The following is a 21,866-nucleotide window of genomic DNA, read 5'->3' as shown; positions in this document are numbered from 1 at the left end:
CAACGGTACGCAGACCCGCGCCCACGCGGGCCGCGATGCGGGTTGGGCGCGTTCATCGGTGACCGCCGAGCACGTGGCCCGCCGGCCATCGGCGGTCACGGCCGACCGGGCGCTGACCCGGCGGCCCGACGGCACCCCTGGCACCCGGCGCGACGGCGCGCCCACCCTGGCAGTCATCGTCAGGAAGGGACGAGATCCCAATGTCCACATTAGACAGTTTCCCTCGCCGCGCCGCGCGGCGGTGCTCCGCCGGCTCGGCGTTACTGCTTGTCGCCACGGCCGGCACGGTAGCCCTCGCCACCGGCCCGGCCCCGCTCGGCGGCCCGGCCCCGGCGCAGGCCCATCCCATCGTCGCCAGCGACTTCCAGCAGGTCACCCTCGCCAAGGGGGTCGCCGAGGTCGGTGAGCCGATGACCCTCGCGGTGCTGCCGGACCGCTCGGTCCTGCACACCGCCCGCAACGGCACCGTGCGCCGCACCGACGCGGCCGGCAACACCTCGGTGATCGGCAACATCCCGGTCTACACCCACGACGAGGACGGCTTGCAGGGCATCGGGGTCGACCCGAACTTCGCCAGCAACCGGCACATCTTCCTCTACTACGCCCCGCCGCTGGCCACCCCCGGCGGTGACGCGCCGGCCACCGGCTCCAACTGGTCCGCCTGGCAGGGCGTCAACCGGCTGTCCCGGTTCACCCTGAACTCCGACTTCACCATCAACCAGTCCAGCAAGATCGACATCCTGGACGTGGCCGCCGACCGGGGCAACTGTTGCCACGCCGGTGGCGACATCGACTTCGACGCGGCCGGCAACCTGTACCTCTCCACCGGCGACGACACCAACCCCTTCTCCTCCAGCGGATACTCGCCGCTCGACGAGCGGACCGACCGCAACCCGGCGTACGACGCACAGCGCAGCGCGGCAAACACCAACGACCTGCGTGGCAAGATCCTCCGGATCAAGGTCAACGCCAACGGGACGTACTCGATCCCGGCCGGCAACCTGTTCGCCCCCGGCACCGCCCGGACCCGGCCGGAGATCTACGCGATGGGCCTGCGCAACCCGTTCCGGATGAGCGTCGACAAGGCCACCGGCGTCATCTACGTCGGCGACTACGGCCCGGACGCGGGCAGCACGACCAACCGTGGCCCCAGCGGCCAGGTGGAGTTCAACCGGATCACCGAGCCCGGCTTCTACGGCTGGCCGTACTGCACCGGCACCAACACCGCGAACGAGACGTACTCCGAGTGGAACTTCGCCAACAACACCGCCGGGCCGAAGTACAACTGCACCGGCGGCGCGACGAACAACTCGTTCCGCAACACCGGCCTGACCACGCTGCCGCCCGCCAAACCGGCCTGGATCCGGTACGCCGGCGACGCGGGCAGCCCGCCGGAGTTCGGCGGCGGCTCCGAGTCGCCGATGGCCGGCCCGGTCTACCGGTACAACGCCGCCCTGAACTCGGCCACCAAGTGGCCGCAGAGCTTCGACGGGCAGTTCTTCGCCACCGAGTTCGGCCGGGGCTGGATCAAGCCGATCCACGTCAACGCGAACGGCTCGATCGCCGGCATCGACGCCTCCTTCCCGTGGAACGGCAAGCAGGTGATGGACTCGGCGTTCGGCCCGGACGGGGCGCTCTACGTGCTGGACTACGGCACGGGTTACTACAACGGCGACCACAACTCGGCCCTGTACCGCTACGACTACGTCGGCGCCGGCAACCGGGCACCGACCGCGGTGGCCTCGGCCGACAGGACCTCCGGCGTCGCCCCGTTGACCGTGAACTTCTCCTCGGCCGGGTCGTCGGACCCGGAGGGTGGGGCGTTGACCTATTCCTGGGCGTTCGGCGACGGCACCACCTCGACGGCGGCGAACCCGAGCAAGACCTACACCGCGAACGGCAACTACACGGCCACGCTGACCGTACGCGACCCGCAGGGCGCCACCGGCACGGCGAGCGTCCGGATCGGGGTCGGCAACACCGCCCCGACGGTCACCATCACCAGCCCCGGCAACGGCCAACTGTTCAGCTTCGGCGACACCGTGCCGTTCAGCATCACGGTGACCGACCCGGAGGACGGCACCATCGACTGCACCAAGGTCAAGATGACCTACGTGCTGGGCCACGACAGTCACGGCCACCAGATCACCTCGCAGAACGGCTGCTCCGGCTCGATCGCCGTACCGGTCGACGGTGAGCACGACGACGCCGCCAACATCTTCGGCATCTTCGACGCCGAGTACACCGACGCCGGTGGCCTGACCACGCACACCCAGCACACCCTCCAGCCGCGCAAGCGGCAGGCGGAGCACTTCAAGAGCGCCTCCGGGGTCGACGCCTTCGACAAGCCGACCGCCGAGGGCGGCAAGACCGTCGGCAACATCAACAACGGCGACTGGATCGCGTTCGAGCCGTACCGGCTCGGCAACGTGACCTCGTTCAGCGCCCGGGTCTCCTCGGCCGGCTCCGGCGGCACCCTCCAGGTGCGGGCCGGCTCGGCCACCGGCACCGTGCTCGGCTCGGCGACCGTCCCGGTCACCGGCGCCTGGGACACCTTCACCACGGTCACCGGCAGCATCACCAACCCACCCACCGGCACCACCACGCTCTACCTGACCTTCGCCGGCTCCGGCACCGGCCACCTCTACGACCTGGACTCGTTCGCCCTCAGCACCGGGACCAATCCGCCGCCGAGTGGTGAGCGGACGGGTCGGATCACCGGGTTGGCGGGTAAGTGTCTGGATGTGCGTAATGGTTCGTCGGCGGATGGTACGCAGGTCCAGATCTGGACGTGCAACGGTGGTGCGGGGCAGACGTGGACGGTGACGCCGAACTCGACGATCCGGGCGTTGGGTAAGTGCCTGGATGTCAATGGTGCGGGGTCGGCGGATGGTACGAAGATCCAGTTGTGGACGTGCAACGGTGGTGGTGCGCAGGTGTGGTCGGCGCAGTCGAACGGCACGTTGCGTAACCCGAATTCGGGCAAGTGCCTCGACGTGTCGAACAACAGCTCGGCCGATGGTCAGGCCGTGCACCTGTGGACCTGCCACACCGACGCCAACCAGCGCTGGGTCCTTCCGTAACTCAGAAAGGAAGGGCCCCCTTTTAACGCCTGGTGTGGTAAAGGGGGCCCCTCCTAACACAACGATCGTTGGGAGAGCGACATGCGCAAACTCCTCCGACCCGGCCTCGGCGCGGCCACCGCAGTCCTCGCCGTGCTGGCCGCCACCACCACCGCAACCACCCCCGCCAGTGCCGCCGACGCCCCGTACGACGTGCTGGTCTTCTCCAAGACGGCCGGCTTCCGGCACGACTCCATCGCCGTCGGCACCCAGGCCATTCGTGACCTGGGCGCGGCGAACAACTTCACCGTCACCGCCACCGAGGACGCCACCCGCTTCACCACCGGCAACCTCGCCCAGTACGAGGCGGTGATCTTCCTCAACACCACCGGCGACGTGCTCAACGCCAGCCAGCAGACCGCCTTCGAGTCGTACATCGCCGCCGGCGGCGGCTACGTCGGCGTGCACTCCGCCGCCGACACCGAGTACGGCTGGTCCTTCTACGGCAACCTGGTCGGCGCGTACTTCCGCTCGCACCCGGCCATCCAGCAGGCCCAGGTCCGGGTGGAGAACCGGGCCCACGCGGCCACCGCCCACCTGCCGCAGACCTGGACCCGCACCGACGAGTGGTACGACTTCCAGGCCAGCGCCCGCCCCGGTGCCCGCATCCTGGCCAACCTCAACGAATCGTCGTACTCCGGCGGCGTGATGGGCGCCGACCACCCGATCGCCTGGTGCAAGACGTACGCGGGTGGGCGCTCCTTCTACACCGGCGCCGGCCACACCCAGGCCTCGTACGCGGAGTCGGCCTTCCGGGCGCACCTGCTCGGCGGCATCCGGTACGCGGCCGGCCGCACCAAGGCCGACTGCCGCCCGGAGACCGGCTACACCACCCTCTACAACGGCTCGACCACCGGTTGGTCCCAGGCCGGGCCGGGCAGCTTCAGCAACTCCGACGCCACCCTGTCCTCGGTCGGCGGCATGGGGCTGTTCTGGTACAGCGCCAAGCAGTTCACCAACTACTCGCTGAAGCTGGACTGGCGGGTGGCCGGGGACGACAACTCCGGGGTCTTCATCGGCTTCCCGCCGTCGAGCGACCCGAACTCGGCGATCAACAACGGCTACGAGGTGCAGATCGACCCCACCGACACGGTGGACAAGACCACCGGTGCGATCTACGGCTTCAAGGCCGCCGACATCGCCGCGCGAGACGCCGCGCTGAACCCGGCGGGGGAGTGGAACACCTACGAACTGCTGGTGGAGGGGGAGCGGCTCCAGGTCTTCCTGAACGGCGTGAAGATCAATGACTTCACCAACACCGACCCGGTACGCTCGCTCGCCGGCCACATCGGCATCCAGAACCACGGCACTGGCGACGACGTGTCGTTCCGCAACATCCGGATCAAGGAACTGGGCGGGACCAATCCGCCGCCGAGTGGTGAGCGGACGGGTCGGATCACCGGGTTGGCGGGTAAGTGTCTGGATGTGCGTAATGGTTCGTCGGCGGATGGTACGCAGGTCCAGATCTGGACGTGCAACGGTGGTGCGGCGCAGACGTGGACGGTGACGCCGAACTCGACGATCCGGGCGTTGGGTAAGTGCCTGGATGTCAATGGTGCGGGGTCGGCGGATGGTACGAAGATCCAGTTGTGGACGTGCAACGGTGGTGGTGCGCAGGTGTGGTCGGCGCAGTCGAACGGCACGTTGCGTAACCCGAATTCGGGCAAGTGCCTCGACGTGTCGAACAACAGCTCGGCCGACGGTCAGGCCGTGCACCTGTGGACCTGTCACAGCAACGCCAACCAGCGCTGGGTCCTTCCCTAGGGCGAAGGAGGGGGCCCTTGTTAACGCCTGGCGTTGTACCGGGGCCCCTTTTTAACCACGCGCCCGCCGCCTAGAGTGGACGTGGCGACCGCGAGGTGGCCGGTGCACCGACGGGAGGCGCAACCCGTCGGCCCCAGGCGCGAAACGCGCCCACCGGGCATCGTCGGGGTCTCCGCATCCGGTCATCCCTCGCCCCGGTCCCGCAGTTACGGAATCCCCCACCACGACAGGGGAAAAGGACACATGGCGCGACCGATCACGTTGTTCACCGGCCAGTGGGCCGATCTTCCGTTCGAAGAGGTGTGCCGGCTCGCCGCCGAGTGGGGCTACGACGGCCTGGAGATCGCCTGCTGGGGCGACCACTTCGAGGTCGACAAGGCCCTGGCCGACGACGCGTACGTCGACCGCAAGCGGGAGACGCTGGCCAAGCACAACCTCCAGGTCTTCACGATCTCCAACCACCTGGTCGGCCAGGCGGTCTGCGACCACCCCATCGACGAGCGCCACCAGGGCATCCTGCCGGCCCGGATCTGGGGCGACGGCGAGCCCGAGGGGGTACGCCAGCGGGCCGCCGAGGAGATCAAGGACACCGCCCGCGCGGCAGCGAAGCTCGGGGTGAACACCGTCGTCGGCTTCACCGGATCGTCGATCTGGCACACCCTGGCGATGTTCCCGCCGGTACCGCCCGCGATGATCGAACGCGGCTACCAGGACTTCGCCGACCGGTGGAACCCGATCCTGGACGTCTTCGACGAGGTCGGGGTGCGCTTCGCGCACGAGGTGCACCCGAGCGAGATCGCCTACGACTACTGGACCACCAAGCGGACCCTGGAGGCGATCGGGCACCGGCCCGCGTTCGGGCTGAACTGGGACCCGTCGCACTTCGTCTGGCAGGAACTCGACCCGGTCAACTTCATCTTCGACTTCGCCGACCGGATCTACCACGTTGACTGCAAGGACGCCAAGGTGCGTACCGGCGATGGTCGGCGTGGCCGACTCGCCTCCCACCTGCCCTGGGCCGACCTGCGCCGCGGCTGGGATTTCGTCTCCACCGGCCACGGCGACGTGCCCTGGGAGGACTGCTTCCGGGCGCTGAACGCGATCGGCTACGACGGCCCGATCTCGATCGAGTGGGAGGACGCCGGGATGGACCGGCTGGTCGGCGCCCCGGAGGCGCTCCAGTTCGTCCGCCGGCTCGCCTTCGACGCGCCCGCTGCCGCCTTCGACGCGGCGTTCAGCAGCAAGGACTGAACCAGCCGAGCACCGGGGGCACGGCGCACGCCGTGCCCCCGGTGCCGGTGACACCGCCGCCCCCGTGCCGGCGGTGACCCGGCCAGACCGGCCGATCCCGGCGGGCCGGCCCGTGAGCCGGCCGATCCCGGCGGGCCGGCCCGTGAGCCGGCCGATCCCGGCAGGCCGGGCTGCCAGCCGGATGGCCCGGCCGATCGGCCGCCGGGTGGTTCAGCCGGCGCTGAACACGTGTTCGCTGACCAGCCGGGCCGCGCCCACCAGCCCGGCCCGGTCCGCCAGGTCGGAGAGGACGATCGGCATGGTGCCGGTGGCCAGCGGTGCCGACCGTCGATAGACCACGCCCCGGATCTCGGCGAGCAGGACGTGCCCGAGCCCCTCGGGCGCGCCGCCGATCACGACGATGCCGGGATTGACGAAGCTGACCAAACCGACGAGCGCCTGACCGAGGCGACGGGCGGTGTCGCGGACCAGGGCCTGGGTGGCCGGGTCGCCAGCGGTCGCGGTCGCGGCGATGTCCGGCACGGTGAGCGTGCCCGTCTCGGCCAGCCGGGCCGCCAGCGGGGCGGAGCGGCCCGACCGGGCGGTTGCCAGCGCCGCCCGGACCAGGCCGGCATCGCCGCAGTACGCCTCGAGGCAGCCGACCTCGCCGCAGGCGCAGACCGGACCGTCCTCGTCGAGTGGCAGGTGCGCGATGTCGCCCGCGCTGCGGGTCGCGCCCCGGTGCAGCGAGCCACCGAGGATCAGCCCGCAGCCGATCGCCGGGCCGAGCTTCAGGAAGAGAAAATCATCGAAGGTACGACCGATCCCGACGTGCTGCTCGCCGAGGGCGAACACGTTGGCGTCGTTGTCGACAAGCGTCGGACAGCCCAGTTCGGTGGCGAAGGCGTCGCGGACGGGGAAGCGCTGCCATCGGGGCAGCACGGCCGGCGCGACCGATGCACCGCCGTCCACCGATCCGGGCAGGGCGACGCCGACGCCGGTGAACTCGGCGACGCCCAGATCGGCGCGAAGCTTCTCGACCAGCTCGACGGCGCGGGCGATCACCGGCTCGGGCCCGCCCCGGACGTCGATCGGTGCGCCCGCCTCGGCCAGCGGACGCAACTCGCCGTCGGTCACCGCCACGCCGACCCGATCCGCCGCGACGACCACGCTGGCGAAGCGCACCCCGCCCGCGAGGCGCAGCATCGACGACCGGCGCCCGCCGCGGGAGGCCGCCGGCCCGGCGGTCTCGACCAGTCCACGCGCGACGAGTCGGTCCAGCTCGGCGGTGAGCGTCGACCGGGACAGGCCCAAAGCGTCGCCCAACTCGACCCGGGACCGGGGACCGTCGTCGCGCAGCAACCGAACCAGCCGTGCCTGTTGCGGGTTCTCCGGCCGGAGCAGCGCCACCGCCACCACCTCCCGCCCGGAGTCTTCCACGCCGGTGTTTCGGGTCTGTGGCCGGCAGGGGCCGCTTCCATTGACGGACAGCGCCCCCGGGTACGCATCTCGGGTCCGTCAGCTCCGCGTCCTGTTACCGCCGAACGGGCCCGGCCACCATGCTGGCGGCCGGGCCCGTTCGGCTATGACTCAGATGCTGCTGCCGTTGGTGCCGGAGCTCGACGGCTTGTTGCGGGGAGTGGCCGACGTCGAGCTGGTGGTCGAGCTCGACGAGCTGGAGCCCGACTTGCTGCCGGCCGTGGCAGGGGTGCCGGCGAAGGTGTCGTCGGCGGGGGTCAGCCCCTGCTTGCCGTTCGGGCTCAGCTTCTCGCCCAGCTTCGAGTGGCCGAGCTTGTCCTTGCCCTCGTGGTAGAGCCGGCTCGCCTGGGCCTGCGCGACCCCGGCCGCCTCCTGGACGGTCGGGTGGTCGAGCACCTTACGGCCCTGAACCACCAGCTCCTCGTACTTCTCCCGGCCGGCACGGGCGCCCAGGACGAACCCTGCAGCCAGCCCGCCAAGGAACATAATCTTTCCGCGCATGGCGGCTCCTCTCGTACCTGACGCGCCGTCGTCCCGCCCTCGTCTCCGTGGGCGGGACCGACCCGTTCGCGCCTGCGTCCTGTCGTCGGCAGCTAACTACCCATCCTGCTCTCCGCTCATACCTCCTTGGGCTGGGATGGTGATTTGTCCCCCGGAATCCGATTCTTGGCGCCCGCCGTAGGAGGCAACCCCCTGGACCAAGACCCCCTGTGATCCTGTAGTCTTGTCCCCGTCGCTCGGCGCGGAGAGATCCCCACCGGGCGATGATGCGGTCCCCCGTAGCTCAATTGGCAGAGCAGCCGGCTGTTAACCGGCAGGTTTTTGGTTCGAGTCCAAACGGGGGAGCTTTTTCTCGTCGCGACGCCCACCGGCCACCGGTGGGCGTTTCTCGTTGTCCCACCGCCGCCCGTCGTCACCGTACGGCTCATCGTCGTCCTGCCGCGTCGCCTGCCGCGTCGCCTGCCGCCTGCGGGAGCGCATCGCGGACCTGGCCCCCGCGACCTCGCCGCGACCCCGACGGCACGCCGCCTCGGCTGCTCGTTGCTATCCTCGCGTTGCCCGTCGTGCTGCTGGTGCGCGGGTGACGCCGGCGAGCAGAGACCGTGGCGCTGGCCGTCGATCGACCGGGCGGGATAAGATCCGCCCGGTTGCCGGGGCGGTAGCTCAGCCGGTTAGAGCAGGGGACTCATAATCCCTCGGTCGCGGGTTCGAGTCCCGCCCGCCCCACCACTCGCACCATTGTCCGAAACGTGGATGGTGCTGGGACGTCCAATTCCCGCCGGTTCTGACAAGCCGGCGGGGAAGACCACTCGCTAGCCGCTCACCCCCGGGTAGTTCAACGGGTAGAGCAATGATTTCCCAACATCCCGCTCTGCCCCTTTTATGGGGCCTGATTACCTTTAGGCTGCCGCATCTTCCACGTTGCCCGGTCGGTTTCGGGGCGCTGCGGTGGGCTGGCTGCCCCGCGCCGCTGCCGGCGGTAGGTCCGGCTGATCGAGCGGGCCGGGTCCGGCCATTGCCGTCGCTGGGGCGGTTATCCGACCGACCTGGTGGCATGGCTTGCATCGGGCGACGATGCGTTAATTGACGGTGCACGTTCGGTCGATTTTGGCGTCGATCGATCTTGCTACGGTTGATGTCCATCTTGGGGGGAGCGATGTCGGAAACTGAGCTGGTCAGATTTGTTGTCCGTGATGGCACCTCGGTCATTGTGGAGGTGGAAGAGGAGCGTCGTGGCTCGACTCCCGCCGGCAAGCGGGTGAATGCCGTCCGGGAGGCACGCGAGTTCTTCGAGTCGAATCTGAGTCATATTCGCGACGCGGCCGAAGTGGTGCTCGCCGACCTGCGGAGAGCGTCGAGTCCCGACGAAATCAAGATCGGATTCGGGGTGAAGTTGACGACCGAGGTCGGTGCGGTGATCGCCCGTTCGGCCGTGGAGGGCAACATCTCGGTTGAGCTGCTCTGGCGGCGCGATGATGGCACGGATACCAGCCAGTCATGACCGGCGTCGATGAGGCGTGGCGACTGGAGGTGATCGGCGCGGCCACCGGATGCGGCTTCGCTGTCACACCGACCCGCGCACTCACCTGCGCCCACCTCATCGGGCCCGGGCAGCGGTATTGCCGGATCGCGTCACTGCCCGGCCCCCGGGCGGTGGACCTCCCCAGCGCGTTCGACAGCGACGTCAATCCGATTCCGGACATCGCCACGATCGACATTTCCGGTCACCCGGCGGACGCCGTCGCGCCGATGGGACCGGCCGGCCGCCCCGCTGTGGGAACGATCCTCGATCTCTTCGGGCTCCCGGATCGCGGTCCGGAAGGGCGTCGAAGCCGAGCGCGGGTGGCGGGCGCGAGCCGCACCGGCGAGTGGATCCAGATCGACGCCGTCCACGGCCACACGGCATGGGTCGAGCCCGGGTTCAGCGGCGGTGCCGCTACGGACGCGGCCACCGGACTCGTGGTCGGCATGGTGGTGAGCGCGGACCGGTCGCTCTCGGAGCGATCCGCTTGGGTCATTCCCAACGACACGCTCGTCGCGAGCGTGCCGTGGCTCGCCGCGGTGCTCGCCGATCCGCTCGTTGGAGACCCCGACTACGTTGCCGTGCTGCGCTACCTCAGCGCCCGGCACTACACCGCGGCTCTCGAACGGTTCCACGGTCTGCACAGCAGGCACCGCCGAAGCTCGGATCTGTACTACTACTGGGCACTCGCGCTGCTCCAAGGAATCCGCCCGGCGAACCACTCCGGTGAGGTCATCGACGGCATCGAACGGCTGCTTGGCGAAGCATGCCGCCTCGACCCCGGTTCGGCGCATGCGCGGGCGCTCCTGGCGCTGGTCCGTGAGGACTACTACGGCCTGCGCAGCCTGCCGATGCCGGGTCGCGGCGGCCACCACGACGTGGCCACGAGCCACGTGTCGACCGGCCATGCGACCGAAATCGTCGGGCACGTCCCGGCGACGGAGTGTCTGACCTGGCGCAGTCTGTATCAGCGATCCATGGGATGAGGGAATGACGCAGAACCACAGTAGGGAAGAGCTGGTACACAAATACTTCAACGTGGTGCCGCGGAAGCCCTCGTACCTGGGGCCTCTGATCGCGCTCGGCGGCGGCGGCCTGCTCCTGGTCGTCGGCATCCTGTCGTTTATCGGTTCTTCCGTCGATAGTAGTCAGCCGGGTCTGGTGTGCCTTGGCTGTCTGGGCATACTCGGCGGTGGCGCGGCAGTCGTCGCCGGTGGCATCAGCCTCGCTGGGAAATACTCGGCCTACAACTCGGCAATGGCTGCGGCCTTTCCCCGCGCCTCAGACGCCCAGATGGACACCTGGCTGGAGGAGGGCGAGAACTACGCGGCAGACGCCGGCCGTCGGCGATTGAACCGCCACCCTGGCGAAGTCACCCTCAAGTGGGGTGAGAATCTTCTGGTCTTCCACGGACTACCGCCGGATGTCCCGATCCAAATTGCCCGCGGTGCTGACGGCAACCTGCGTGCCTCGCTCTACAAGATCCTGGTCGTGTACCTGTCGAGCTATCGGCTACTGACCTACGAGTCCATCCTCGATATGCGCACCGGCATGACGGTCAGCGATGCCACAAAGGAATACCATCTGCAAAGCGTGGACGGGCTGGAGACCGCCAGCGACCGGGTGAACCTGTTCCTTCCACCAGGAGACCAGGCGCAGCCGCCTCCCGGCCATCCGATGCAGTCGCCCCCCGGCTATCCGATGCAGCCGCCTCCCGGCCATCCGATGCAGTCGCCTCCCGGCCATCCGATGCCGCCGCACCAGACGGCGATCCCGATCCCCATCGCCGGCGGGGGCATCGTGCACATGACCGGCAGGCAGACCCTACGGCTCATGGTTGCCGGCCGGCCGGCCATCGAGCTGGTGATGGGCATCGCCGCCACGGACCAGCTGCACATCGAAGGTGTCTCGGGCTCGACCACGGAGAGCATGATCCATACCCTTCGGGAATACCTACGCCGCCACAACGGTGGCATCTCGGGGCAGCCGAGCGTACCCGGCAGCATCCCGCCGCTCGGCCCGGAGTGACACGGACGATGCCTCAGCCGGCAGGGCGGCGTGGGGCCGGGCACTGGCCCGGCGTCAAGGTCCGGACCCACGCCCTCGGCCCTGGCAGTCGGTGCCGGAGCACCGGCGCACCCGGCAACGGGTGTGCCCTCGGTCCACTCTCGTTCCTCAGCCGGTCGTGGGCGCGTCCTGGCATGGCTGTGTCGCGAGTTGGCAGCGAACGGCCTGAGCGCGGAATGCCTCGACGAGTTCGGGTGGGCCGCTGGTGAGGGTGAAGTCGACGTCCACCGATGTGACCATCCAGACCAGTGTCGACGGGGTGTCGGCACCGACATGCATCAGGCAATGGTGTTCGTCGACTGCCTCGACGACCCCCATGCCGGGCCAGATCCGGTCGGCGAGCGCTTCGGCGGAGTCGTGCAGGGTCACGGTTGCCCGGTAGGGCCAGGTCCGGGAGGACAGTTGGTGGGACAGGTAGGTCGCTACGTCACCGTCGGGTGGTTGGCGCGGGGTGAACGACGGGCCGTTCGGCGTACGCGGTGTCAATCGGTCCGCTCGGAAGGTCCGCCAGTCATTACGGTCAATGTCCCAGGCGACGAGGTACCAGTGCCGGCCGAAGTGGGCCAGGGTGTGCGGTTCGACCGAGCGGAGCGTGTTACCGCTGCGCGGGCTGGCGTACTCGAAGCGTAGCCCTTCGCGTCGTCGGCACGCGTCGGCGATGGCCATCAGGATGTCCGGGCTGACCGTCGGCCCGGTGCCACCGACCCGGACGGTCGCCTTCTGCAAGGTGTCCATCCGGTGCCGGAGCCGGGGCGGTAGCACCTGTTCGAGTTTGGTGAGGGCCCGCAACGAGGTCTCCTCGATTCCGGTGACCGAGCTGCCGGCTGCGGTGCGCAATCCGATCGCCACCGCGACCGCTTCGTCGTCATCGAGTAGCAGGGGTGGCAGCGACGCGCCCGCACCGAGCCAATAGCCCGAGGCACCCTGGGTGGCGTGCACCGGGTAGCCGAGTTCGCGCAGTCGTTCGATGTCCCGGCGCACGGTACGGGTGGTGACACCGAGGCGTTCGGCGAGGTCGCTGCCCGACCAGTCACGGTGGGTCTGCAAGAGTGACAGCAGTCTGAGCAGTCGTGCCGAGGTTTCGAGCATGCGATCAAGCCTCTCGCATTCCTAGGACCGAAGCTGTCCTAAGGGATCTCTAGCGTGGCTCCCATGACGGACAGAGCACCGGAGGTCCGACCCTTCCGGATTGAGATTCCACAGGCGCAACTCGATGACCTGAAGGCACGGTTGGCGAACACTCGTTGGCCGGCGGAGCTGCCGGGTGTGGGCTGGAGCAGGGGTGTGCCGGTCGAGTACCTGAAGGATCTGGCCGAGTACTGGCGTACCGGCTATGACTGGCGGAAGCACGAGGCGGCGCTCAACGCACACCCGCAGTACCTCACCACGATCGACGGGCAGAATATCCATTTCCTGCACGTGCCTTCGCCCGAGCCGGACGCGACGCCGTTGATCTTGCTGCACGGCTGGCCGGGTGGCGTCGTGGACTTCCTCGACGTCGTCGGACCGCTGTCGGACCCCCGCAGGTACGGTGGTCACCCGGCCGACGCGTTCCACCTGGTCATACCGTCGTTGCCGGGATTCGGGTTCTCCACGCCGCTGGCCGGGCCCGGCATGGACCCGGCCAGGATGGCCGGGCTGCTGGCGCAGTTGATGTCCCTCCTCGGGTACGAACGCTATGGCGTCCAGGGTTATGACACGGGCTCATGGGTGGCTCCCGAGTTGGGCAAGCAAGATCCGGATCGGGTGGTCGGCGTACATGTCAACGCCATGATCACCTTTCCGATCGGCGCAGCCGGCGAGCTGGATGGTCTCAGCGACATCGAGCAGCGGCGCTGGCAGGCGATGCAGAACTTCAACGACGGCTACCTCCAGTGCAACTCCAAGCGGCCCCAGACGGTGACCTATGGGCTGCACGATTCACCGGTGGGCCAGCTCGCCTGGATCGTGGAGAAGTTCAAGGAGCTCACCGACCCGGAGGACGGGCTGCCCGAGGAGAGCATCAGCCGCGATCGCATCCTGACCGATGTTTCGCTGTACTGGCTGACCGGCACGGCCGGATCGGCAGCGCAGGTCTACTACGAGGCGATCTCCGCGACCGACTGGAGCGGGGCCGACGGCGGGTGGGGCGACGGTTCGGACGACAGCACCGCGAGCAGCGCCGGCTGGGACGCCGGAGGGGACTGGTCAGGCAGCCAGCGCGGGACGGTACCAACCGGTGTGCTCGTCTCCGTCCACGACGTGACGATCCGCCGTTGGGCGGAGCGGGACCACCACATCGTGCGCTGGACGGAACTCGACCGGGGCGGCCACTTTCTCTCGATGGAAGCACCGGAACTGTTGATCGACGATCTCCGCGAGTTCTTTCGGAAGCTCCGTTGACCTGACCGCCCGCTGATCGTGCCGGTGCGGCCGTTCGCGGCGCGGATCGGAGTCGGGGCTATCCGGGCTGGCCGGCCTCGCCGCGGTCGTCGTTCCGTGGACCACGGGGACGGACGGCCCGTCACCAGCACTGGAGCAACTCGGCTACGCCCTGCACCTACCCGTCATGATCTGGTACGGCGCCCTGGGCTGGCGTCTGGCTCACCTTTGAACCGACGTGCCACTCAATCGCCAGCCGTTTCGGGCTCGCCTGCTGTCGCCGCACCGGCGGCGGCGACAGCCGCGAGCAGCCGGTCGGCTGCGGCTACCAGTCCGGGGCTCTCCCCTTCGACGAAGCAGTGCCGCGCGGTTGTCAGTGCCCGCTCCGCCTCGGCGAGATCCCTCGCGCCGAAGCGGACGACACCGAGCCCCAGGTGGGCGTACCCGGCCACGAGAGGTTGATCAAGCGCTTCGGTCAGGGCCACCGCCGCCCGGCACTGCGCCTCAGCCTCCTCGGGTCGGCCGGTGCTGGTGAGCAGCATGCCCAGGTCGGTCAGCACCCTGCTGCGGACGGCGACCGCGTCGACCTGTTCGAGCGCCTCGGCTGAAGTCCGGAATGCCGCTTCGGCTTCGGCCGAGAGCTGTCGCTCGACGAGATTCCGGCCCAGGGCGTACAGAATCTCGCCCTGCTCGGCGTGGTCGCCGATGTCGGCGTAGCGCTGTGCGGCGGAACGGGCCGCCGCGTCGGCGTCGTCGAGCCGACCGGCGGCGCGCAGGACGTCGCCCAGACTGCGCAGGGTTTGTGCCTCGCCCGCCACGTCACCAACGGCACGGCAGATCGCAAGGTCCTCGGCGAGCGCGTCAACGGCGAGGTCGTGCTGCCCGAGCCGATGCCGGACCAGGCCGAGGTGGAAGTAGGATCGGCCGAGGCCGATCCGGTCGGTGCCGTGGCGACGGGCCTCGACCGCCGCCTCGTACGCCGAGGCCGCCTCCTCCGGCCGCCCCGACGCACTGAGCACGCGGCCGATCTGGTGCAGCGCCCGGCCCTTCTGCTCGATCTCGCCCGCTGCGTCGTACAGCTCGGCGGCACGGCGCTGCGCAGCCTCGGCGGCTGAGTGGTCCGGCAAGTCAGCAAGCAGTAGACCGAGGTTGTACAGCGCCTGGGCCTCCCGGCCCGGATCACCGGCCTCGGCACCCAGGCGGGCCGCCTCGCGGAAGGCCGCTACCGCCTCCTCGACGTCTCCAGCCGCCTCCAGGGCCCCACCCATGTTGTTGATTGCCAGCGACTGCCCGTACGGGTTGTGATTCGCCGCATGCAGCTCGGCGGCCCGCCGGTGCGCCTCGACCGCCTCGGCGAACCGGGACCGCCCGGCCAGCGCGAGACCGAGATTGTTGAACACCGCCGCCGCTTCCGGGTCCGTCGCGGCGGCCGGATCAGCCTCCAGAGTTTCCCGGGCCAACTCGATCGCCTGGTCGAACGATTCCTCACGCACCAGAAGCGTCACCATTTGCCCGCGCGCAAGGAGAGCGGCTCGCTCGTCGCCGATGGCCGTCAGCAGGGTCACCGCCTCGCGGTAGAGATTCAGCGCCTCGGCCGGTCGGCCGAGGGCGGCGTGAATCAATCCGAGGTGATTCAGTGCCAGTCCCGCCCCCAGACCGTCGTTTGCCGACCGGTACAGGTCCAGCGCCTTCCGCAGGGGGGCCAATGCCGCCTGCCCCCGGCCTGCCTCCCGGTGCAACTCGCCGAGCAGGGACCACCCGCGCGCCTCGTCGGCGGTCGAGCCCGACTCGGCCCAGAGGCGAATGGCTGTCTCCGCCGCCGCCACCGCCTCGTCCCACCGGCGTAGCTTGCCCAGCGCCATGGCGAGCGCCAGTTCGGCGCCCGCCCGCCGATCCTTCTGCGTCACCTCGCTGAAGACCCCGGTCGCCTGGCGATGGGCCGCGACCGCCTCGGCGAAGCGGCCCTGTTCGTAGTTGATATGTCCAACGGAGTTGATCGCGTCGGCTCCGCTGTTGGGCCGCCCGATGGCGGTGAAGACCGCAGCGGCCTCCTGGAACGCCACGACGGCCTCGTCGAGGCGGTTAGCCTTGCGTAAGGCGATCGCGAGGTTCGTCAGGCCCTGGGCTTCCCCGCCACGGTCGCCCTGTTCCCGGCATCGCCGCACGGCGGCATCGGCGACGGTTGCCGCGTCGTCGAACCGGCCGACCGCCTCCAGCCGCGTCATCTCCCGCAGCGGCGGCGACATCAACGCCCACAACGTCCGAGCCCGGACCCGCTGGTCCAGGTCGAGGTCGTCGATGCCGACCGGATCGAGGAGCGCGCCGGTGGCGAGACCGCGCGCAACCCGCCGTGCGATCTTGACGGAGCTGCGTCCCGGGTCGAGTCGTTCCGCTTGGTCCAGCGCCTCGACACTGCCGGCGAAGTCGCCGAGTGCCATGAGCGCATGGCCGAGTGTGACGTGTGGCAGCCCGATCGAGGGATCGGCGGCGATCGCCTCCCGGGCAAGAGCTGCGGCAGCGGCGGCAAGGCTCTCGTCGTCCTCGAGCAGCAACAGCTGGGCCAGGGTGGTGCAGGCCGCCGCAAACCCGAGGCTGTCGAGCCCGCGTTGCAGTTCGTCGGCCCGGTACAGGGCGAGGGCCTGCTGATAGAGCGGGATCGCCTCGTTCCATCGGTCCGCTAGAAGTGACAGCCCGTGCGCCTTGCTCGCGAGCACCGTCGCGAGGCCCGGGTAGGCGCTGTGGAGTTCCGACAGGATCGCCGATGACTCCTCGATACGGCCGACGGCACGGAACTGGCTGGCGTCCCAGAGGGCAGCCGCCACCCGATCCGCCTCCGCTGCGGATGCCGTCCCTGATCGGGTCAGGTATTGATAGGTGGGGTTCGATTCCGCCGTGGAGTCTGCAACGAGGTCGGCGCCAAGCGGCGACCAGGAGGAAAGGTCACGAAAAGCAACGCCCGGCTTTGCGGTCATGGCCTCCTGCCACGCCTGCGCCACCTCGTGGAAGGAGAGCCAGCGCTGCTCGGGCGGCACGGCGACGCACTGCCAGAGCACACTCAGCGGCCCGTCGCCGACGTCGGGTCGAGCCCTCCGAAGATCATCGAGGGTGAGACCACGGTCGGCCAGGGTCCGCCATCGGTTGGCTGCCAGGTCGGGCGCCTGCCAGCGCAGGTTGAGCAGGAGTTCAATCGTGGTGCAGCCGAACGCGTACAGGTCCTGGAGCTTGCTGATCGGTTGTCCGGCCGGGCCAGCGGCCACTGCTCCCGGCCGCAGCCATTCCGTCGGGAGGTAGTACGGGTCGCCCGAGACGCCGTCCGGTGACCCGGGATGATCGAGGACGCGAGCCAGGCCGAAGTCCGACAGTTGGACGCTCACCTCGTCGGACAGCACGCCGCCCGGAGCGTTGAGCAGCACATTGGCCGGTTTGATGTCGCCGTGCGCGAACCCCGGGACCTCGGTCTCCAGGAACACCAACGCCTGGAGCAGCTGACCGACCACCATCGTGAGCAGTCCGGTGGCGAGCCCGCCGTGCCTCGCCCCGTCCGTGAGCAGGCTCGCCAGCGACGCTCCGGATGTGGTGACGGGCGACACGTACGGCATCTCCACGTATGGCCGCAGGTCGTACCGGAAGACGCGCAGCGCGGGCAGGACGAACTGGTGCGGCGGCAGGTTGCGCCACAGTGTCGCCTCCCGGGCGAAATCGTCGAGCGTGCTCTTGTCGCGGTGGCGGTCGGCGCGGGGTGTCTTGACCGCCGACAGCACGCCGTCGGTGCCCGACCGGGTCACATACACGACGCCGAACCCGCCGCAGTGCCGGGCCAGGATCTCCACCGGCGGGCGCCCGGCAACCAGTTGGATCACGTCGCCGACGCGATGGGTGTACGCGTCGGCGCTGTCGGCTGCGGTGACCGCCTGCCGCAGGTACTCCGACGGCGCGAACGTGTAGGCGTTCTCAGCCATCCGTCGCCTGCTGGCCATTGGCCGGCTGGTGCGGCGGCGACCCCGGCGCCGAGGTCGGCGCGGGTGACACGGGCGTGGCGGCCGGAGTTGACGAGGCGGACGCGGCGCCGACGGGAATGGTGCGGTAGGTGGCCGGCACACCGAACTGCCAGCGCTGCTCGACCGCGTGCGTCCGGGCGAGACTCGACTGCAGGCTCTCCACCGTCGCGAGCTGCCCGATCAGCAGGTGCTTCAGCTCGCTCTTGGTGACGCTGTCGCGATCACTGAGCGCAGTGATCATGGTCGCCTGCTTGGCGACCGCGTTCGTCATGGACAGCAGGTCCGCCAGCCGTTGCTGGTACTCGGCCGCCTTCTGCGTCTCGATGCCCTCCTTGCGCTTGGCATCGACGAAGACGTAGACGGCGAACAGCGCGGCGAGGAGACCCACGATGCCGACGATGACGTTGAAGATTTGCACGGCCGAATACTGACACGCAGCGTCAACATGCACACACCCTGGAGTGGCTGGACCCGGCCGGGTCCGCCGGGTCCGGCGTTTGCGCGCAGAAGTTCCTCAGCTCAGCAACGACCGGGCGGTCGGGGCCAGCCGCAGCTGCTGCGGTGGGCTGTCGAGCATGGTCGACAGGGCCGGTTGCAGGTGATCACGCCAGCGGTCCGAGCGTTCCAGCCGGTGCAGGTGGCTGTCGAGTTCGGCCTGGCTGGGGAAGCGTGCGAACCAGACGAAGACGTTCTCGCCGACGCGTACCGGTAGCGCCGGGAAGGTGTTCTCGGCGTGCTCGGTCTTCAGGCAGGCGAGTGGTGCGGCTCCGGTCTCGACGAGCACCGGGCGGAGTTGACCGTCGAAGAAGTCCAGGAAGGACTGATCAAAGGGGCGGTCGCGGTGGTAGAGCGTGGCCAGGACCACCGACCGCGCAGGAGTGGTGTGACCGGCCGGGGGCCGTACGCGGCTGGGGGGTGGGAACCCCGCGCGGGCGGTGACCGGCCGCACATCGGGAAGGGTGTCAAGTTGCGCGCTGGGCCGCGTCGTACTTCTCGCGATTGGTGTGAACCTCGTCCATGTGTGCCTCGGCCCATGCCTTGATCCCGCGCATCAGGTCGTGGAGGGAGAGACCGAGGTCGGTCAGCTCGTAGCTGACGGTCACCGGCACGGTCGGGATCACGGTACGGGTGAGCAGGCCGTCGCGCTCAAGGGAACGCAGGGTCTGGGTGAGCATCTTCTGGCTGACCCCGGCCAGTCTGCGGGACAGCTCGGAGTAACGCATCGCCCGTGGCCCGCCGGTCCGCTCGTCGCCGGGGCGGTCCGGACCGTCGCGGCCGAGTGCGGCCAGGATCAGCGCGACCCACTTGTCGGAGATCCGGTCGAGCAGCTGCCGGCTGGGGCAGCCGGCCAGGAACGCGTCGTAATCCGCCCGCATCTGGGCGCGCTGCTGGGCTGCCGTCTGCGTGGGGATCGGCCGCTCCTTCCTGCCGAGGGGGTGACTTACGCACTTCGAGGTGCGTACTTCCCGTTGGGGAGTTACCCATCCATCGTGGTGCAGGACAACCGCTGCGACAAGACACCAGGAGCACACCTTGCGTACGCCCACCTTCCGCACCGCCGTCGTCCGCACCTCCGACGGACCGGGTGCTGTCGAGATCATCGACGTTCCCCTGATCGAACCCGGGCCCGGCGAGGTCCGGGTGCAGGTCGCCGCTGCACCGGTCAACCCTGTCGACCTCGGAGTTGCCGCTGGCTACTTCCACCACCTGGGGCTGATCAACCAGCCGCACCACACCGGCCTGGGCTGGGACTTCGCCGGCATCGTCGGGGCCACCGGTGCCGGCGTGCAGTTGGCCGTCGGTACCCGGGTCGCCGGTCTGGTGGTCGGCTTCGACCGCGACTTCGGCACGTACGCCGAACAGCTTGTCGTGCCCGCCGCCGACCTCGCCGTCGTACCCGATGGGCTGGACCTGGTGGCGGCGGCGACGGTACCGCTGAACGGGCTGGCCGCCGCACAGATCGTCGACCTGCTCGGCGACGCGCCCGCCGACGGAGACCGACTGCTGGTGACCGGGGCGGCCGGCGCGGTCGGGGGATACGTCGCGGTCCTCGCGCCCGAGCGGGGCTGGCGGGTGACCGGCCTGGCCCGAGCCGAGGACGAGGAGTTCGTCCGCGGCCTCGGCGCAGGCTTCACCACGCGGACCGTGCCGGGCTGGGACGCGGTCGCCGACGGTGCCGCCTTGCAGCAGCAGGCCCTCGCCCTGGTCCGCGACGGCGGAGCGTTCGTCGGGGTCCGGCCGAACGCCCAGCCGGCCGCAGAGCGCTCCATCGCGGTAGCCGTGGTGGAAACGCGGCCCGACGGTACCCGGCTGGCCGACCTGCTCGCCCGCGCCGCCTCCGGTGACCTGCCGGCCCGGGTGCACACCGTGCTGCCGCTGGACCGGGTCGCCGAGGCACACCGGGCGATGGCCAAGGGCGGGGTACGCGGTCGCTACGTGCTCCGGCCGTGAGCAGGGTGACCCCGGCAGCCGGTCAGGACATCGAGGTCTCCGGCGGCCACCACCGCTGAACTCCGCAGCGTCACCGACCGGGCCGGCGATTGCGATATCCTGTTCCGTCTATGCGAAGCCGTCGGGTGGCGAGCCGGATCCTGCCAGCCGCCGTGGTGCTGCTGTTGCTGGGCAGCTGCGTCGGTGGCGACCGTGGGGTGGGCGGTGCCGCGCGCCTGAGCCTCGCCGTGACGCCCGCGTCCGCGCTCGCCGACGAGCCGCTACGGATCCGCGTCGGTGGTCTGGCAGCAGGGGAGCGGGTGGTGGTCTCCGCCGAGGCCGACGACCGCTCCGGTCGGCTGTGGCGGTCGCGGGGCACCTTCGTCGCCGACGCCAACGGTGTGGTGGACGTGTCGCAGGACGCCCCGATCGACGGCTCGTACGCCGGCGTCGACCCGATGGGGCCGTTCTGGTCGATGGACCCGGTCGACGGCGACGCCTCGCACTTCGCACCGGAATGGCCGCACCTGCGGGGGCACTTCCCGGTCCGGCTCTCCGCCGCCGCCGGCCAGCGCGAATCGGCCGCCGCCACCGTACGTCGGGACTGGACCACCGGCGACGTCACCTTCGCCGAGCTGTCCCCGGCGACCGACGGCGTACGCGGAATGCTCGTGCTGCCGCCGCCCGACGTGCCGCGCCGGCCCGGCGTGCTGTTGCTCGGCGGCTCCGAGGGCGGGCTCGGCGGGCGGTACGAGGCACCGCTGCTCGCCTCCCGGGGGCATCCGGTGCTCTGCCTGGCCTACTTCGGTGCGGCGGACCTACTGGCGGCGCTGCACGACATCCCGTTGGAGTATTTCGCCACCGCCGCCGGGCTGCTCGGCCGGCACTCCGGCGGCGAGGTGGTGGCCTGGGGCTACTCCCGGGGCTCGGAGGCCGCCCTGCTGCTCGCCCAGTGGTATCCCGAGCTGGTCCGGGCGGTCGTGGTGTACGCGCCGAGCAACTGGGTGAACCCGGGTTACCCCGAGACCGGCGCAGCCGCCTGGACCCTTGACGGCCGCCCGGTCCCGCTCGGCCCGGTCCCGCTCGACCGGATCGACGGGCCGGTGCTGGCCGTCACCGGTGAGGACGACGAGGTCTGGCCGGCGGCCTGGTTCACCGCCGAGTTGATACACGCCCTCGGCGGGTCCCCGCACCGCGCGTTGTTCTATCCGGACTCGGGCCACCGGGTCGGCACCTTCCCGTACCTGCCGGCGACGACGGTGTACCGGACGTCCACCGGTGACCTGTCGCTCGGCGGCACCCGGCCGGGCGACGCCGCAGCCCGGCGCGACGGCTGGCCCCAGGTCCTGGAGTTCCTGGCCAACTCCTGAGTCGCGCCGGGCTTGAACACCG

The 21,866-nt window shown here is 69.8% G+C and carries 16 protein-coding genes and 2 tRNA genes; 11 read left to right on the top strand and 7 right to left on the bottom strand.

All coding sequences use genetic code 11. From position 1 onward, the window contains the following. Nucleotides 1–200: 200 nt before the first annotated feature. From QQG74_RS24820 to QQG74_RS24810, 3 genes are all read left to right on the top strand, one after another. Nucleotides 201–3,083, top strand: a complete 2,883-nt coding sequence (locus QQG74_RS24820) for a ricin-type beta-trefoil lectin domain protein (RefSeq protein ID WP_341717126.1) — start codon at nt 201–203, stop codon at nt 3,081–3,083. Nucleotides 3,084–3,164: 81 nt separating this feature from the next. After that, nucleotides 3,165–4,886, top strand: coding sequence for a ThuA domain-containing protein (locus tag QQG74_RS24815; protein WP_341717125.1), 1,722 nt, complete (start codon nt 3,165–3,167; stop codon nt 4,884–4,886). Between the two features lie 243 nt (nt 4,887–5,129). Beyond that, nucleotides 5,130–6,137: a sugar phosphate isomerase/epimerase family protein gene (locus QQG74_RS24810; RefSeq protein WP_341717124.1), complete on the top strand. Its 1,008-nt coding sequence runs from the start codon at nt 5,130–5,132 to the stop codon at nt 6,135–6,137. 210 nt (nt 6,138–6,347) lie between these two features. Here the strand turns inward: QQG74_RS24810 and QQG74_RS24805 are convergent, their stop codons facing one another. Together QQG74_RS24805 and QQG74_RS24800 are read right to left on the bottom strand one after the other, a co-directional pair. Next, nucleotides 6,348–7,526, bottom strand: coding sequence for an ROK family transcriptional regulator (locus QQG74_RS24805; protein ID WP_341721359.1), 1,179 nt, complete (start codon nt 7,524–7,526; stop codon nt 6,348–6,350). 180 nt (nt 7,527–7,706) lie between these two features. Then, nucleotides 7,707–8,096: a hypothetical protein gene (locus tag QQG74_RS24800; protein WP_341717123.1), complete on the bottom strand. Its 390-nt coding sequence runs from the start codon at nt 8,094–8,096 to the stop codon at nt 7,707–7,709. A gap of 272 nt (nt 8,097–8,368) precedes the next feature. Between QQG74_RS24800 and QQG74_RS24795 the strand changes: the two genes are divergently transcribed. The 5 genes from QQG74_RS24795 (at nt 8,369) to QQG74_RS24775 (ending at nt 11,646) form a co-directional block, all read left to right on the top strand. Beyond that, a tRNA-Asn gene (locus QQG74_RS24795) sits at nt 8,369–8,441 on the top strand. A gap of 307 nt (nt 8,442–8,748) precedes the next feature. Further along, nucleotides 8,749–8,825: transfer RNA gene (locus QQG74_RS24790), tRNA-Ile, on the top strand. Between the two features lie 427 nt (nt 8,826–9,252). Further along, nucleotides 9,253–9,597: a CU044_2847 family protein gene (locus QQG74_RS24785; protein ID WP_341717122.1), complete on the top strand. Its 345-nt coding sequence runs from the start codon at nt 9,253–9,255 to the stop codon at nt 9,595–9,597. Then, complete coding sequence (locus tag QQG74_RS24780) at nt 9,594–10,604, top strand: serine protease (RefSeq protein WP_341717121.1); 1,011 nt, start codon at nt 9,594–9,596, stop codon at nt 10,602–10,604. The genes QQG74_RS24785 and QQG74_RS24780 overlap by 4 nt, the downstream gene beginning before the upstream one ends. A gap of 4 nt (nt 10,605–10,608) precedes the next feature. Next, on the top strand, nt 10,609–11,646 hold the full coding sequence (locus tag QQG74_RS24775) for a hypothetical protein (RefSeq protein WP_341717120.1): 1,038 nt from the start codon (nt 10,609–10,611) through the stop codon (nt 11,644–11,646). Nucleotides 11,647–11,793: 147 nt separating this feature from the next. On the opposite strand, the gene QQG74_RS24770 is transcribed toward QQG74_RS24775, so the two are convergent. Further along, entirely contained in the window at nt 11,794–12,774 is a 981-nt protein-coding gene (locus tag QQG74_RS24770) for a WYL domain-containing protein (RefSeq protein WP_341717119.1), read from the bottom strand. Between the two features lie 63 nt (nt 12,775–12,837). On the opposite strand from QQG74_RS24770, the gene QQG74_RS24765 reads away from it, so the two are divergent. Further along, the gene (locus tag QQG74_RS24765) at nt 12,838–14,067 is read left to right on the top strand and encodes an epoxide hydrolase family protein (RefSeq protein WP_341717118.1); all 1,230 of its coding nucleotides are present in this window, start codon (nt 12,838–12,840) and stop codon (nt 14,065–14,067) included. Nucleotides 14,068–14,291: 224 nt separating this feature from the next. Here QQG74_RS24765 and QQG74_RS24760 read toward each other — a convergent pair whose 3' ends face one another. From QQG74_RS24760 to QQG74_RS24745, 4 genes are all read right to left on the bottom strand, one after another. Then, on the bottom strand, nt 14,292–18,005 hold the full coding sequence (locus QQG74_RS24760; RefSeq protein ID WP_341717117.1) for a protein kinase family protein: 3,714 nt from the start codon (nt 18,003–18,005) through the stop codon (nt 14,292–14,294). Beyond that, nucleotides 17,998–18,432 (bottom strand): hypothetical protein, encoded by a 435-nt coding sequence (locus tag QQG74_RS24755; protein WP_341717116.1) that lies wholly within the window; start codon nt 18,430–18,432, stop codon nt 17,998–18,000. Before QQG74_RS24755 ends, QQG74_RS24760 begins: the two co-directional genes overlap by 8 nt. A gap of 126 nt (nt 18,433–18,558) precedes the next feature. Then, nucleotides 18,559–18,909 (bottom strand): hypothetical protein, encoded by a 351-nt coding sequence (locus tag QQG74_RS24750; protein ID WP_341717115.1) that lies wholly within the window; start codon nt 18,907–18,909, stop codon nt 18,559–18,561. A gap of 97 nt (nt 18,910–19,006) precedes the next feature. Next, nucleotides 19,007–19,456, bottom strand: a complete 450-nt coding sequence (locus QQG74_RS24745) for a helix-turn-helix domain-containing protein (RefSeq protein WP_341721358.1) — start codon at nt 19,454–19,456, stop codon at nt 19,007–19,009. Between the two features lie 121 nt (nt 19,457–19,577). Between QQG74_RS24745 and QQG74_RS24740 the strand changes: the two genes are divergently transcribed. Beyond that, nucleotides 19,578–20,495 (top strand): NADP-dependent oxidoreductase, encoded by a 918-nt coding sequence (locus QQG74_RS24740; protein ID WP_341717114.1) that lies wholly within the window; start codon nt 19,578–19,580, stop codon nt 20,493–20,495. 110 nt (nt 20,496–20,605) lie between these two features. Continuing rightward, nucleotides 20,606–21,844 carry an acyl-CoA thioesterase/bile acid-CoA:amino acid N-acyltransferase family protein gene (locus QQG74_RS24735; RefSeq protein WP_341717113.1) on the top strand — a complete coding sequence of 413 codons (1,239 nt, stop codon included), beginning with the start codon at nt 20,606–20,608 and terminating at the stop codon, nt 21,842–21,844. The last annotated feature ends 22 nt before the right edge of the window (nt 21,845–21,866 follow it).

This window comes from Micromonospora sp. FIMYZ51, assembly GCF_038246755.1.
Taxonomy (GTDB): domain Bacteria; phylum Actinomycetota; class Actinomycetes; order Mycobacteriales; family Micromonosporaceae; genus Micromonospora.
This window is presented reverse-complemented; position numbering and strand designations above follow the sequence as displayed.